Annotated in this window: 10 protein-coding genes; 6 read left to right on the top strand and 4 right to left on the bottom strand. The window is 49.7% G+C overall.

Annotation, left to right across the window (positions count from 1 at the left end):
- The first annotated feature begins 153 nt into the window (after positions 1 to 153).
- Positions 154 to 318, top strand: coding sequence for a DUF1328 family protein (locus AAHB90_RS01960; protein WP_083769210.1), 165 nt, complete (start codon positions 154 to 156; stop codon positions 316 to 318).
- A gap of 61 nt (positions 319 to 379) precedes the next feature.
- Here the strand turns inward: AAHB90_RS01960 and guaA are convergent, their stop codons facing one another.
- A complete protein-coding gene (gene guaA, locus AAHB90_RS01955) occupies positions 380 to 1,909 on the bottom strand; it encodes a glutamine-hydrolyzing GMP synthase (RefSeq protein WP_342083220.1) in 1,530 nt (509 codons plus the stop codon).
- Positions 1,910 to 2,220: 311 nt separating this feature from the next.
- Here guaA and AAHB90_RS01950 point away from each other — a divergent pair, with 311 nt between their 5' ends.
- A complete protein-coding gene (locus AAHB90_RS01950; RefSeq protein WP_342083219.1) occupies positions 2,221 to 4,662 on the top strand; it encodes an outer membrane beta-barrel protein in 2,442 nt (813 codons plus the stop codon).
- Between the two features lie 123 nt (positions 4,663 to 4,785).
- Here the strand turns inward: AAHB90_RS01950 and AAHB90_RS01945 are convergent, their stop codons facing one another.
- Positions 4,786 to 5,976 carry a phosphoglycerate kinase gene (locus tag AAHB90_RS01945; protein WP_342083218.1) on the bottom strand — a complete coding sequence of 397 codons (1,191 nt, stop codon included), beginning with the start codon at positions 5,974 to 5,976 and terminating at the stop codon, positions 4,786 to 4,788.
- A 275-nt stretch (positions 5,977 to 6,251) separates the two neighbouring features.
- Here AAHB90_RS01945 and AAHB90_RS01940 point away from each other — a divergent pair, with 275 nt between their 5' ends.
- Positions 6,252 to 7,988: a VRR-NUC domain-containing protein gene (locus AAHB90_RS01940; RefSeq protein ID WP_342083217.1), complete on the top strand. Its 1,737-nt coding sequence runs from the start codon at positions 6,252 to 6,254 to the stop codon at positions 7,986 to 7,988.
- On the opposite strand, the gene AAHB90_RS01935 is transcribed toward AAHB90_RS01940, so the two are convergent.
- Positions 7,975 to 8,772 carry an endonuclease/exonuclease/phosphatase family protein gene (locus AAHB90_RS01935; RefSeq protein WP_342083216.1) on the bottom strand — a complete coding sequence of 266 codons (798 nt, stop codon included), beginning with the start codon at positions 8,770 to 8,772 and terminating at the stop codon, positions 7,975 to 7,977. The two genes, AAHB90_RS01940 and AAHB90_RS01935, sit on opposite strands and share 14 nt — an antisense overlap.
- A gap of 158 nt (positions 8,773 to 8,930) precedes the next feature.
- Here AAHB90_RS01935 and AAHB90_RS01930 point away from each other — a divergent pair, with 158 nt between their 5' ends.
- The 3 genes from AAHB90_RS01930 to AAHB90_RS01920 all read left to right on the top strand — a co-directional run bounded on the left by AAHB90_RS01930 (position 8,931) and on the right by AAHB90_RS01920 (position 12,604).
- Positions 8,931 to 10,253, top strand: coding sequence for a M16 family metallopeptidase (locus tag AAHB90_RS01930; protein WP_342083215.1), 1,323 nt, complete (start codon positions 8,931 to 8,933; stop codon positions 10,251 to 10,253).
- A 23-nt stretch (positions 10,254 to 10,276) separates the two neighbouring features.
- Positions 10,277 to 11,653: a M16 family metallopeptidase gene (locus AAHB90_RS01925; RefSeq protein ID WP_342083214.1), complete on the top strand. Its 1,377-nt coding sequence runs from the start codon at positions 10,277 to 10,279 to the stop codon at positions 11,651 to 11,653.
- A 90-nt stretch (positions 11,654 to 11,743) separates the two neighbouring features.
- On the top strand, positions 11,744 to 12,604 hold the full coding sequence (locus tag AAHB90_RS01920; RefSeq protein ID WP_342083213.1) for a sugar phosphate isomerase/epimerase family protein: 861 nt from the start codon (positions 11,744 to 11,746) through the stop codon (positions 12,602 to 12,604).
- 144 nt (positions 12,605 to 12,748) lie between these two features.
- Here the strand turns inward: AAHB90_RS01920 and AAHB90_RS01915 are convergent, their stop codons facing one another.
- The gene (locus tag AAHB90_RS01915; protein ID WP_342083212.1) at positions 12,749 to 14,647 is read right to left on the bottom strand and encodes a RagB/SusD family nutrient uptake outer membrane protein; all 1,899 of its coding nucleotides are present in this window, start codon (positions 14,645 to 14,647) and stop codon (positions 12,749 to 12,751) included.
- Positions 14,648 to 14,661 lie beyond the last annotated feature (14 nt).

Below are 14,661 nucleotides of genomic sequence, written 5' to 3'. Positions count from 1 at the left end.
TCCCCTGAAACTGTGCATCATTCTCCACAAAAAACCTCATTTTTAAGCGATTCCAGCCGTTTAGAGCATTTGGAGGGGTTATGCGCTGCTGGCACATATTTGGTAGTTATTGAATCAGAAATCAATAATTAAAAACCTAAATACTTGTCAATCATGCTTAGATGGACCGTAATATTTCTCGTTATCGCTATCATAGCCGGTATCCTTGGATTCGGCGGAATAGCCGCAGGTGCAGCCGGAATTGCTAAAATTCTTTTCTTCGTATTCCTCGTTCTTTTCGTGTTAAGCTTATTGAGCCGTGGCGTCGGGCGATCCTGACGACTTTCGACGATACAACAAATGAAAAAAGCGGACTTGGTGTCCGCTTTTTTCGTATTCGTTATTCCCACTCGATGGTAGCCGGTGGCTTCGATGAAATGTCGTAAACGACCCTGTTCACCCCTTTTACCTTATTGATAATGTCATTCGAAACTTCTGCGAGGAAGTCGTACGGCAAATGCGCCCAGTCGGCTGTCATGCCGTCAACCGAAGTTACCGCGCGCAACGCTACTACGCTCTCGTAGGTACGCTCGTCGCCCATTACGCCTACGCTCTGAACGGGCAGGAGCATCGCACCTGCCTGCCAAACGTCTTTATAAAGATCCCATTTACGAAGACCGCCGATGAAAATGGCGTCGACCTCCTGCAAAATCGCGACTTTTTCGGCCGTGATTTCACCCAGAATACGGATCGCCAGACCCGGGCCCGGGAATGGGTGACGGCCGAGGATCTTTTCGTCGATACCCAGGGTGCGTCCAACCGCTCTAACCTCGTCTTTGAACAGGGTGTTCAGTGGCTCTACAATTTTCAATTTCATGAAATCGGGCAAACCACCTACATTATGGTGCGACTTGATCGTCGCCGAAGGGCCTTTCACGGAAACGGACTCGATCACGTCGGGATAAATAGTACCCTGTCCGAGCCATTTCACGTCTTCGATCAAATGTGCTTCCTGATCGAAAATATCGATAAACGACTTTCCGATGGCCTTGCGTTTTGCTTCGGGATCGCTTAATCCGTCGAGCGACTTGTAGAAGTGTGATTTGGAATCCACACCTTTGATATTCAAGCCCATGTCCTGGTAAGAATGCAGCACCTGCTCAAATTCATCCTTACGCAAAAGGCCGTTATCTACGAAAATACAGTATAAATTCTGACCGATCGCGTGGTGAACCAGCGTCGCGGCAACCGTAGAATCCACTCCTCCCGACAGGGCCATTACAACTTTGTCATTACCCAGTTTCTGACGGAGTTGTTCGATCGTATGCTCTACAAAAGATTCGGAAGTCCACTCTTGCTTGCAACCGCAGATATTGACCACGAAGTTATGCAACAGCTTTTTGCCTTCGGTGGTGTGTGTTACCTCCGGGTGGAACTGAATCCCATAAGTCAATTCATCCTCCACTTTGAATGCAGCCACTTTCACGGATTCCGTCGAAGCGATCACATGGAAGTTCTGAGGCGCACGAACGATCGTATCGCCATGCGACATCCATACCTGCGAGGATTCCGACAGACCGGCGAGCAATGAGGAATCGGTATCATCGATTTCCAGGCGTGCGCGGCCGTATTCGCGGTGCTGCGAAGGTTTCACATCGCCGCCCAGTTCCTGCGCGAGCAATTGCGCACCGTAGCATACACCCAGCAGGGGGATTGTTTTGCGAAATTTATCGAGATCGATCCGGGGAGAGTCTTCGTCCCTTACCGAACAGGGGCTTCCGGAAAGAATTACGCCTTTGACGTTGGGAGTGAGTTCGGGGAAGTTGTTGTATGGGTGGATTTCACAATAAACATTCAGTTCGCGAACTCTGCGTGCAATCAACTGGGTGTACTGCGAGCCAAAATCTAAAATCAGAATTTGTTCAGTCATATATATATGCTATCTAAAACGCAAAGGTAGGGAGATTGGGGGAAAAGCAAAAAATGAAGTTGAAACTTCGCCATTTCTGTCGCTCAAACCGCTATTTAACCGTTTAAACTTTTTTCCGACCTATATGCAACTTCCTTTTATCCCTTTGTATCTATAAACCGAAAGATAGACACACACCACTTATATAATATTAGAACCTTTTATGTAATCAAAGGTTCTATGTTATACCAAGTACCTATCTTTGCAGTGTACCCAATGGACAACTCACCCACCGGTACGCTGAACTTCAACTATTAGCCATGAAAACCTTAATGAACCTAACTGCAGCGCTGCTGCTGGGCAGTGGATTTGTGCACGCACAAGCTCCCCAGCCTCTTACCGGAAAAGGAAAAGTCACCGGCGCGGTGCTGGATGAAAAGTCGCAGCCGTTCCCGTTTGTGAATATTCTCCTGCTGCAAGCCAAAGATTCGGTGCTTGTAAAAGGGATTGCCGCCGACGAGGATGGCAAGTACGCATTCGATCAGATTACCGCCGGTAAATATCTGACGCTGATTTCGATGGTAGGCTATCAAAAGGCTTACAGCGACCCATTCCAGGTGAAAGACGCTCCCGTAAACCTTCCTACTGTCAGCCTCAAAACGGATATAAAGTCGCTGAACGAGGTGACCGTCGTTGCCAAAAAACCCTTCATCGAACAGCAGATCGACCGGACGGTGGTAAATGTGGAAAACAGCATTGTGTCCGCTGGCGCAACGGCCTTGGAAGTGCTCGAACGCGCTCCCGGTGTGACGGTCGATCAGCAGAATGAGCAACTGAAACTGCGTGGTAAAGAAGGGGTGATCGTTCAGATTGACGGCAAACAGACTTTTTTATCCCAACAAGAACTCATCACGCTGCTGCGCAACACACCCAGCGATAATATTGAGAAAATTGAGCTGATCACCAACCCATCGGCCAAATACGACGCGGCCGGGAACTCGGGGATCATTAATATTAAAATGAAGCGTAACAAAAACTACGGCACCAACGGAAATATCAACCTCGGCGGCGCGTGGGCGAAATACGGTCGTGCGAATGTGAACGGAACGCTGAATCACCGGGCTGGAAAAGTAAGCTCATTCATCAGCGCAGGCGCATTTTATAACAAAGGATTTAACAACAACGACATCTACCGCACCATTCCCTACGAGGATAAGGTGACGATTTTCGACCAGAAAACGGAGCGGATCAATGAATCGGAATACTATAATGTACGCGCCGGCATCGATTACTTTGCAACGGACAAAACCACGGTGGGCGTACTGGTTTCCGGTTTCTACAACGATTGGAGCAACCCGTTCGGGCAGACTAACACCCGCATCCTGAACGAAGACCTGAGCCTTCAGCGGACTTTCCGGACCAACGTTTTCAATGGCGGCAAAATGAACAATGTCAGTACCAACCTGAACCTGAAACACCAGTTCAACGACAAAGGAAAGGAACTGACGTTCGACCTCGACTACGTGCATTACGGCGGCAAAAAGAAAAGCGACCTGGATACCCGCTATTTCAATGCCAACGGCACGCCCGACGAGGCGGCGACGGAAGCCGTGCGCAACGATATGCCTTCGGACATCAATATCGCCATGGCGAAGCTGGATTATACGCAGACAATCGGCAAAGGGAAATTCGAAACCGGCTTGAAATCGAGCTACGTGACTTCGGACAATGATATGGTTTTTGAAACCTTCGTCGATAGCTGGCAGCTTGATCCAAGCCGCTCCAACCGCTTCAAATACACCGAAAACGTGAATGCGGCTTATGCGAACTATGCGGGGGCCTTTTCGAAAAAAATCAAATACCAGCTCGGTGTACGTGCAGAGCATACGCATTCGATCGGTAACTCGGTGACGTTGAACCAGAAACGCGACAGAAATTATCTAAACTTTTTCCCGAGCGTGTTCCTCTCCAACCAGCTGGATACCAACAACGTGCTGAACCTGTCGTACAGCCGCCGGATCGACCGTCCGAATTACCAGTCGCTAAACCCGTTCGAGTTTTACCTCGACCCGTACACTTTCCAGCGCGGTAACCCGAACCTGAGACCACAATACACGCATTCGTTCCAGTTGGTACACGTTTACAAAAATGCACTCAATACCACGCTGGCTTACAGCCGTATCAAGGATATGATCGCGGATGAATTGCCCCAGCAGATCGCTTCGGAGAACAAAACATTCGTAACGTCGGACAATCTTGACAACCAGGACAACATCAGCCTGACGGTCTCATTCCCGGTACCGGTTACTAAATGGTGGCAAGTGCAGGCGAACTTTACGGGGGTGTACAACCATTACAAATCATATTATCTCGAACAACAGCTCGAAATCAAGCAGGTATCGTGGAATATGTACGCCAGCAATCAGTTTACGATCGGAAAGGGATGGTCCGCTGAGCTTTCGGGATGGTACAACAGCCGCCAGTTCTACGGATTATACGCAGCCCGTCCAATGGGAATGATCAATGCAGGTCTGCAAAAGAGCATTCTGAACAAAAAAGGAACGATCCGCTTGAATGTGAACGACATCTTCTGGACCAACCGCTTCAATGGTACGGCGGTGTACAAGGATATCGATTTCAAAGTGCGTTCCGAGTGGCCAAGCCGCCAGTTCAGATTGACCTTCACGTATAATTTCGGTAACCAGAATGTGAAGGGTGCCCGCCAGCGCAATACCGGCTCTGATGATTTGCAGAAGCGCGCAGGTGGCAATTAAGAGTGGAATTCCGGTCGAACGAGACCAGTGTTCATAAATTAGTTAGGTTTGTTATGCAGAAAATCCATCCCGCGATGTGCGGGATGGATTTCTTTTTTGATATAAACCTAAAAAAAGGAATGCTTATGATTGCAGTGCGGCAACACCCGGAAGCACCTTGCCTTCCATGTATTCGAGCAATGCACCACCACCGGTTGACACGTAGCTTACGCGGTCACCGTAGCCTGCGTTGTTGATCGCAGAAGCAGAGTCCCCACCACCGATGAGAGAGAATGCATCGTTTTCTTCGGTTACGGCTACTACCGCCTTGGCGATTGCATCGGTACCGATCGCGAAGTTCGGGAACTCAAATACGCCCATCGGGCCATTCCAGAGAACCGTTTTTGATTTTTTGATGATATCCGCGAAAATCTCGATGGTTTTTGGACCGATGTCAAGGCCTTCCCATTCGTCGGGAATGCTGCCTGCTTCTACCACTTTGCGCTCCGCATCGTTTGAGAATTTGTCGGCGATCACCGTATCCAGCGGCAAAATCAGGTTTACACCTTTGGCTTTGGCTTTTTCAACCAATTCAAGCGTAAGCTCCTGCTTGTCGGCTTCCAGCAACGACTTTCCGATGCTTCCGCCTTGCGCTTTGGAGAATGTATAGGACATTCCGCCACCGATGATCAGGTTATCGACTTTGTCAAGCAGGCGCTCGATGATCAGGATTTTATCGGAGATTTTCGCACCGCCCATGATCGCCGTGAAAGGTCTTTCCGAATGTTCCAGAAGTCTTTCAGCATTATCCAGCTCCGCTTGCATGACATAACCGCAAACTTTGTCGGTGAAGAACTTTCCAATCACAGCTGTGGAAGCGTGCGCGCGGTGTGCGGTACCGAATGCATCCATTACCCAAACATCTCCCAGTTTCGAGAGTTTTTCAGCGAATTCTTCGTTACCTTTTTCTTCTTCTTTATAAAAACGCAGGTTTTCGAGCAACAGAACTTCACCCGGCTGCAATGCAGCGGCAAGCTCTTTCGCGCTATCGCCGATGCAATCGTCGGCAAACTTCACCGTCTTGCCCAGGATGAGCGAAAGCGGGTTCACCAGGTGTTTCAGGGAGTATTTTTCGGTAGGACCGTCCTTGGGACGACCCAGGTGTGACATTAAAATGACGGAACCACCGTCATTAAGAATCTTGCTGATTGTAGGAATGGTCGCACGGATACGGGTATCATCCGTGATCTCAAATTTTTCATTAAGCGGGACATTGAAATCCACGCGTACCAGGGCTTTTTTCCCTGAAAAATCATAAGAATCTAATGTTGTCATGGGCAGGTAAAATTGTTTTCCATAGAGAGCAAATGTAAATCAATTTCTTAATTATATACTATGCTTTTCAGAAAACGCGGCGCCTATAATAGCTATAATCCTATTTTTACCTTTCATTTTTCTATAAAAATAAGAATTAACCAAATTTTAATATAAACCATCCTTTGCCTTACCACCCGTATGGTATCCGCCTGTTTTTGCCATCGAAAGAGTTGATAATTTTAATATCCCGAAAAAGATATTTTTGGTAACTTTATTTCTTCATCAACTAAAAAATGAACGTATTGTCCGCCGAGTTGCCCGATCCGTTTGCCCAGGAACAGGTGTTTCCTACGGATTTACCGCCCAAGTACTATCTCGAATATTTCAATTACGTGCTCGCGTTCGTACGCAAGCGCTATGCCCACATCCTGCACGAACGCGAGCTGGAATTTCTGGACAATTACGACTCGCTTTCCGAAGACGCACAATGCCTCTTCATCCGTTTCAGTAACCGCAGCAAATCGTTTTTCCGCACCAACAGCCTCTCCTATTCGGAAATCGAAGATATGGCCGCCGTGCTCACCGAACTGCACGACCGCAATTTCATCGAAACGCTTTGCGAAGCCCATGAAAACCGCTTCACGGAGGTTATCGAGCTTTTTACCAAGCCGGAACTGCTGGAAGTAACCAGGCTGCTGCAACCGGATATTATGCCTTCCAAAAGCATAAAGAAACCCGATCTGGTGCGGTGGTTGCTATATGAATATGATTTCGCAGTGCTTTGCGAGGTGATCAGCGAGATGGAGCCGGTGGTGAAAGTATCGTTCGAAGCCGAGGTAATGCTGATGAAATTCCTCTTCTTCGGCAACCGCTATGCCGATATGACCGAATTCGTCGTCCGCGACCTGGGACATGTTCGGTTTCAGTCTTTTGACGAACAATACCTTTCCATTCAATTCGATACCCGGAAAGATGCCGATGATACGTTGATGGTCTCGCTGATGAAAGAAACCTTCGACATCATCAAACAAGACCTGCCGCCGGAAGAGATTTACGACTGGTTTATGAACTGGCACGTAGCCAGCGGTACCGGGCTGAGCCATAAGGCATTACCTTCTTTCAATTCATTCATATTAAAAGTAAGCGCATGGCTGGAACGGAAGAAAATGCTCTCGCAGGCGCTCACCATTTATCAGCTCACCAGCGACGCTCCCGCCCGCGAGCGACGCGTAAGATTGCTTTATAACCTGGGCGAGATCGACGAAGCCCTGGCATTATGCGAGGAAATCGCCGAAAGCCCGCAAAACGCCGACGAGCGCTTTTTCAGCCTTGATTTTTATGAGAAAATCAAAAATAAAAAAGCCCGGACCGTCAAACGGACGACCCAGGCTTTAAAGGCTGCGGAAGCCATCGAGGTACCGATTTCCTACCGCTTCCGCGTGGAGTTCGGTGCGATCACTTATTACCAGGAGCAGGGCTACAATGCATTTTTCAGCGAAAACGAGCCGTGGCGTGCATTGTTTGGACTGCTATTCTGGGATATTATTTACGATACCAATGTGCAGACGATCCATAACCCGCTGCAACGCATTCCGTCGGACTTCTTCCTGCCCGATTTCTATTTCAAACGGTCGGAACAGTTGAAGGAACGGCTCGCCGCCGCACATTCGCGGGAAATCATCGACGAGCTCGTCAGCCAGACATTTGCGGACAAATACGGCATTACCAACGTGCTGGTGCCCTGGTACGAAGGCGCATTGGACAAGGTATTAACCCTTACCTCGCTCCTGAGCCCCGAAAAGATCCACAAGATCATGCTCGAAATGGCGCTCAACCTCCGTGAAAACACCCGCGGCTTCCCTGATTTGCTCGTTTGGAACGACGATGATTATGCGTTCATCGAAATCAAATCGCCCACCGACCACCTTTCATCCCGGCAGCTGCATTGGCAGCATTTCTTTGCCGAGCACGGCGTGCAGAGCCGGATCGTTCGAGTGAACTGGATCAGGGAGGACATTAATTTAATGTAAACTCCGCCGTCACGGGCAGGTGGTCCGAAGCATATTTCTCGTCGATCACCTTCGTGTTGGCGCTTTTGAGTTGGCTGCCTTGCTTGTGCATGATAAAATCGATGGTCTTGTTAGGTACTTCTACCGGGATGGTCGGCTTGCAATCGGTGCAGGAACGCGTGAAATATTTGTCGAAATAGGCGATTACCGGGCTCTCGGGGGTTGCATTGAAATCGCCACCGAGGATCATGGGCAGCTGTGTATCCCCGAAATGTTTCAGGATGGTTTCGGCTTGAAGGATCCGGTTTGGCTCTTTCAGACCCAAATGGGTGCTCGCGAAGATCAGTTTACGATTGTCAGGCAACTTCACGGTTACGGCGGCGATGGCGCGATCTTCCTCTTTCAATTCCGGGCGAATAGGCAATGCAAACTTCGCCGAATCGACGATCGGGAATTTGGTCAGCACGGCCACGCCGTAATCCCCGCCCTGGTGATCGATCGCTTTGGAAAAATAGAATTTCATGCCCGTCAGTTCGGCCAGTTGCTGCGCCTGGTTCTTACCCTTCCCAGAACGCTCCGTGTTCACATCCACTTCCTGTAAAGCCACGAAATCGGGTTTTTCGGCATTGATCACTTTTGCAATCGCTTCAACGTCAATCTTATCACCAGCTGACGGCGGATTGCAGTGGTGGATATTGTAGGTCATTACTTTGAAGCGCTGCTTTTTGACAGGCTGGTCAGGCAACGTTCCGGCTAGTACGTTGATGGATAAGAGAATGGAAATAGAAAGAAAATACTTTTTCATCGGTGGTACGAAGATTAAGGTTAGTAATGGGTCAAAAATAGCGTTTGAAACCTGAATTAATGCCTCCCGAAAGCCCTATTAAGTTTATCGTGCAATCAAAATTCGACCCGAAGGGCATTTTTCGTTATCATTACACATTCATTAACAATCCCTGCTTCATGAAGCTCCGAAAAATTCTATTCGCCGCGGCCGCACTTGCGGGCCTCGGCGGCGCGCACGCGCAAACCCGACCGGAGGACGTGAAAAGTTTCACGCTGGCCAACGGCATGAAATTCCTCGTCCTGGAAGACCATTCGATCCCGACCGCCAACATGTACCTGTTTTGGAAGGTCGGTTCGCGAAACGAGGTCCACGGCATTACCGGCCTCTCCCATTTCTTCGAACATATGATGTTCAACGGTTCCAAAAACTACGGCCCGAAACAGTTCGACCGCGTTATGGAAGCCAACGGCGGATCCAATAATGCCTACACCAGCGAAAACGTCACCGTCTACACCGACTGGTTCCAGAAAGACGCATTGGAAACGATCTTCAAACTCGAATCCGATCGCATCGGCCACCTTTCCATCGACCCCAAAATGGTGGAAAGCGAGCGCGGTGTAGTACTTTCCGAGCGTAGTACAGGGCTGGAAAACAGCAATTACAGGTTGTTGGGAGAGCTCGTTCAATCGGTTGCGTTCCAAGAGCATCCTTATATGTTCCCGGTAATCGGTTTCGAGTCGGATATCAAGAGCTGGACGCAGGCCGATCTGGAGAATTATTTCAAAACCTACTATTCGCCCAACAACGCGACGGTGGTCGTGGTGGGCGACATTCAATACGATCAGGTCAAAAAGCTGGCCGATCAATATATGGCGCCGCTTCCTGCACGCGGTTTGCCGCCGAAGATCCGTACCGTGGAGCCGCCGCAAAACGGCGAACGCCGCGTGACCACCTACAAGGACATCACGACGCCGAATATCATCCTGGCGTACCACGTCCCCGAAACTGCCCACGCCGATTACTATGCGCTGGACCTGTTCAGCAGCCTGCTGAGCTCGGGCAATTCTTCACGGCTCGTCAAATCGCTGGTCATGGACACCACCATCGCGTCCAGCGTATCCACAGGACTTGATAATGGCTTCGATCCCACCCTCTTCGCCGTTTTCAGTGTGGCCGGTGACAACGTTTCAGCCCCGGACCTCGAAAAAGCCATTGAAAAACAGATCGATATGATCATTCAGAATGGCGTGACCGACGCGGAATTGCAAAAAGTGAAGAACCAGAAGCTGATGGAGTTCTATCACACGCTGGAAACCATTAACGGAAAGGCCAACAGTCTCGGAACGTACGACGTATTTTTTGGTGATTATAAAAAAATGTTCGAAGCCCCGGAAAACTACAAAAAGGTGACGGTAGACGACATTAAGCGGGTTGCGGCCCAATATTTCACTGAGCGCAACCGTACGGTAGGTTACCTGCTTCCCGAAAAATCGAAATAACAGCCATTCAAAATAAAATAGGAATGAAAAATATCATGTTTTTGGTACTTGCCCTGTGCGCATTCACGGCAAAGGCGCAGAATAATTTCAAAGTACCGCCTTACGAGACATTCAAGCTCAAAAACGGGCTGACCGTTTACATTATGGAGCAACATGAAGTACCGCTGATCAACGTATCCGCGGTATTCGACGCCGGTTCGATCAACGATGGTGAGCGTTACGGGCTGGCCAGCCTGACCGCAGATGCATTGCTTTTCGGTACGCAGAAATACACCAAAGCGCAGATCGAGGAAATGACCGATTATGTCGGCGCGAGCCTTTCGACCTACGCAACGAAAGATAATGCGGGACTTGCGGCTTCATTTGCTGTGAAAGACCAGGACAAGCTTTTTGAACTGATCCAGCAAGTGCTCATTCACCCGGTTTTCGATGCGACCGAATTTGACAAACACAAACAACGGACGCTGCTCGAACTCGCCCAGGCGAAGGAAAGCCCCCGCTCGGTGATTGGTAACTACTACAATGCATTCCTGTTCAACAACTTCCCGTATGCGACGCCCACGACCGGTAGCAAATCGACGGTTGAAAAAATTGATGTAGCGGCAGTGAAGGCATTTTACCAAAGCAACTTTACCACGGGAAAAGGCGCCATTTCGATCGTCGGCGACTTTAAAGCGGCGGATATGAAGAAAAAAGTAACAGCATTGTTCGGCGCCTGGAAAACCGCCCCTGCGCGGATGGTGAAACGCGTCGCCCCAAACCTGGAATTCGACAAAGCCCGCGTTCTGCTTGTGAACAAGGACGACGCCCGCGAAACTACATTTATGATCGGCGGTAAAGGAATTGACTATAATTCACCCGATTATGTGCCGGTGACGGTGATCAATACCATTCTTGGCGGCAGGTTTACGTCCTGGCTCAATGATGCGTTGCGGGTCAATTCCGGCCTGACTTACGGCGCCGGCAGTCGCTTCACCCGCTATAAATATGCGGGAACATTCGGGATCAGCACATTTACCAAAAACGCTACCACCGTTCCGGCGATTGACATGGCATTGAATGTGCTCGACAGCCTTCACAAAAACGGCATTAACGAGGAGATCCTCGCATCCGCTAAGGCGTACGTGAAGGGCGATTTCCCGCCGGATTACGAATCGGCCGGGGCATTGGCGAGGCTGCTGACAGATATGTTCGTGTACAATTTTGACGAAAGCTTCATCAATACCTTCCAATCAAAGGTCGACGGGCTGACGGTGGCGCAGGCGAAGAACATTATTGCCACGTATTTCCCGAAAGACAAGCTTCAATTTGTATTCGTAGGAAAGGCATCAGAGATCAAAGAGCAGGTCAAAAAGTACGGAGAGCTGAGCGAAAAGCAGATCAAGGCCGACGGATTTTAGTATATCATTAATAGGTAATGCTTTAAAATACGTCCGGGGACCCGGTAACCTTTAAGCAATACCTATCTAAAACAATCAATTCCAATGACAATGAAAAAACTAATCGGTCTGGGCTGTCTGGCGGCTGCATTGCTGACGGGCGAAAGCGACCTCTTTGCACAGGGAAAGCCGGTGTACACCGCGCCGATCGGCTTACAGGCATATACATTCCGCGGAAGTTGGGGCAACGGCATTGAGGCGACGCTGGACACCATCAAATCACTCGGTGTTACCGAAATGGAAGGCGGCCCGATCTCCGGGATGACCACCGAAGAACTCCGTAAGCAACTCGACAAGCGCGGGATAAAAATGCGTTCCATTGGCGCCGATTACAAGAAACTGAGCGAAAGCACCGCTCAAACGATCAAAGATGCCAAAATCCTGGGTGCTACCTATGTAATGGTGGCCTGGATTCCTCACGAAAAAGGAAATTTCAACCTGGAAACCGCGAAAAAAGCAGTAGCCGATTTCAACAAAGCCGGTAAGGAGCTGAAAGAAGCGGGCATTTCATTAACCTACCACAACCACGGGTACGAATTCGTGCCTTACGAAGATGGTACATTGTTCGATTATATTGTTAAAAACACCAATCCTGAATACGTCAACTTCGAAATGGACGTGCTCTGGACGGCTTTCCCAGGCCAGGATCCGGCGAAGCTGCTTTTGAAATACCCTACAAGATGGAAGCTGATGCACCTCAAAGACCTCAAAAAAGGTGTTAAAGGCGACCTCTCAGGCGGCACTCCAACCACCAACGACGTAGCTCTGGGAACCGGCCAGATCGATATTCCTGCCACGCTGAAAGCGGCGAAGAAAGTGGGTATCAAACATTATTTTATCGAAGACGAAAGTCCTTCCTACTTGAAGCAGATCCCGCAGACGATTGCTTATATTAAGAGTATTAAGGAATAGCAATATGTCGCGCTGAGCGGAGTCGAAGCGCATGCAGTACGTAACAATTTCACTGTACGGACTGTCTTCGACTTCGCTCAGACTGACATTTTTCCCCTTTACTCCATCCTCCCTTTCCTCCCCTTCTTCCCTTTCCTCCCTACATCACCACCCCGGATTCTGCTTCAAAGTTGGCGTGCGCTGTAATTCGTCTTGCATGATCGGGAAGAGGTAATGCCTGGGTGCTACGAAGACACGGCTTTCTACGAAGTAACGCTGCATCCTGTACTTTTTACCGTCAATTACGATCTTGCCATTGGGGTCTTCCACCGGCTTCATTCCATTGATCATCCGTTGCGTTTTCGGGTATGGCCAGTATGCCTGTGAACGTTGCTCGTTGGTTGCACCCGCGCCCTGCCAGGCTTGTTCGCGTGCGATTTCTTTGGATGAACTGGCTTCCAGATACAGGCGCGACGACCAGATCCGGTTGTTTTCATAAAACAGCTCCACCCTTCTTTCCCGTTTGATATATTCGTCCATCAATGCCTTGTTAGTCTGTGCCTCTGGCGGAATGGGCGCCATGAACGAGCGCTTCCTCACTTCATTCAGCATTTGGTAAATCTCTGCATTCGGACCGGCCGACTCGTTTACCGCCTCCGCGTAAATGTAAATGAACTCCGGCAAACGCCACACCGGCGGGCCGCTGATGGCAAAGCTCTTGTCGCGGTTCCACGATTCGCGCAGGATTTTTCGAAGGAAATAGCCAGTCGTCGAAGAGTTGGAAGCGCCGATCTTATCCGCACCACTGGCCGTGTTAATGATCTTTCCTTTGAATGTAGAGCCGTGATACACGATATCTCGGTAAAAACGGGGATCCCTTTTAACGCTCTCATAAGGGTTACCGTCATCATATCCGTCGGTTTTCGCACGTGTTCCGTAGACGGGGTAACCATAGCCGTTAGGTGCAATGTATTCGTACTCATCTACTTGCTCCTGAACAGGCATCTGCCGAGAGCTTCCACCCCAGCTTGGCGGATAGATATCACCCTGCCAGTTGTGGTCTTTATCACGGGTCACGAAGAAAACAGCTTCATTCTGGAATGCCTGCATATCGTGGTACAAATCCCAGAGGCGCGCAGGTACTTTAGAATTGTTATTGTTCACGCCCGCATCGTCGCGGAAATCCGACGCATCATGGCCCTGGTACAGGCTATAACGCTGGCGCCCGTCTACTTTGAAATCGATCACCGCTTTGGCAGCATCTTTCGCTTTCACCCAGCGGGCAACGTTGTAAGTATATTCCGAGGCAAATTGCCGGGTATCATTCGGAAACGAGCCGCCGTTCCACATCGGTGTGGCCGCCATCCATGCGATCATCGCTTTCAGGCCCAGGCAAGCTCCCTTATCCACCCGGCCAAAATCCGCACCGCCCCAACTGCCCGGCACCAATGCCATTGCCGAATCACAGTCCGCGCTGATCTTCGCGGCAATGGTGTGGAATGACTCCTGCTTGAAATCCATCGGATCGGTAGGTTGAATGGTGTGGTCGACATAAACCACCTCCCCGTACATGCGCGCGGCCAGGTAATGCAGGTAGGCACGCATGAAATAGGTCTCGCCGATGCGCTTTTCGAGATCGCCTGCCTGCAACGGGTTATCGGGAGTGTTGTATTTCCGGATGCCTTCCAGAATCACATTTGCTTTCCGGATCCTTGCATACAAATCCCACCAGTATTGTCCCCGGCTGCTTCTGTCGGGCATGGAGTTCGGATTCCAGTCGCCCGTGTTGAACTTGTTGGTCAGACTTCCCTCGGCTGTCGAGCCCTCCGCCTCGTCGGTAACGGGTGCCGACGAAAAGTGAGAGAAAAATACGAGCGGACTGTTGGAGCCTTTGATATTGTCGTACAAATCGGTTACCAATTGGTTCATTTTATTGTACCGGGTAAATACCTGCTCGGCGTCGATCTGATCATCAGGCTTCCGGTCGAGAAAGTCCTCCTGGCACGCGGCAAACAGGAATGTGATGCTAAGTATCGCTGCTATATAAATTTTCTTGCTATTCATAAATAGTCGGTTTG

The organism is Dyadobacter sp. OTU695 (assembly GCF_038440355.1).
GTDB lineage: Bacteria > Bacteroidota > Bacteroidia > Cytophagales > Spirosomataceae > Dyadobacter.
This window is presented reverse-complemented; position numbering and strand designations above follow the sequence as displayed.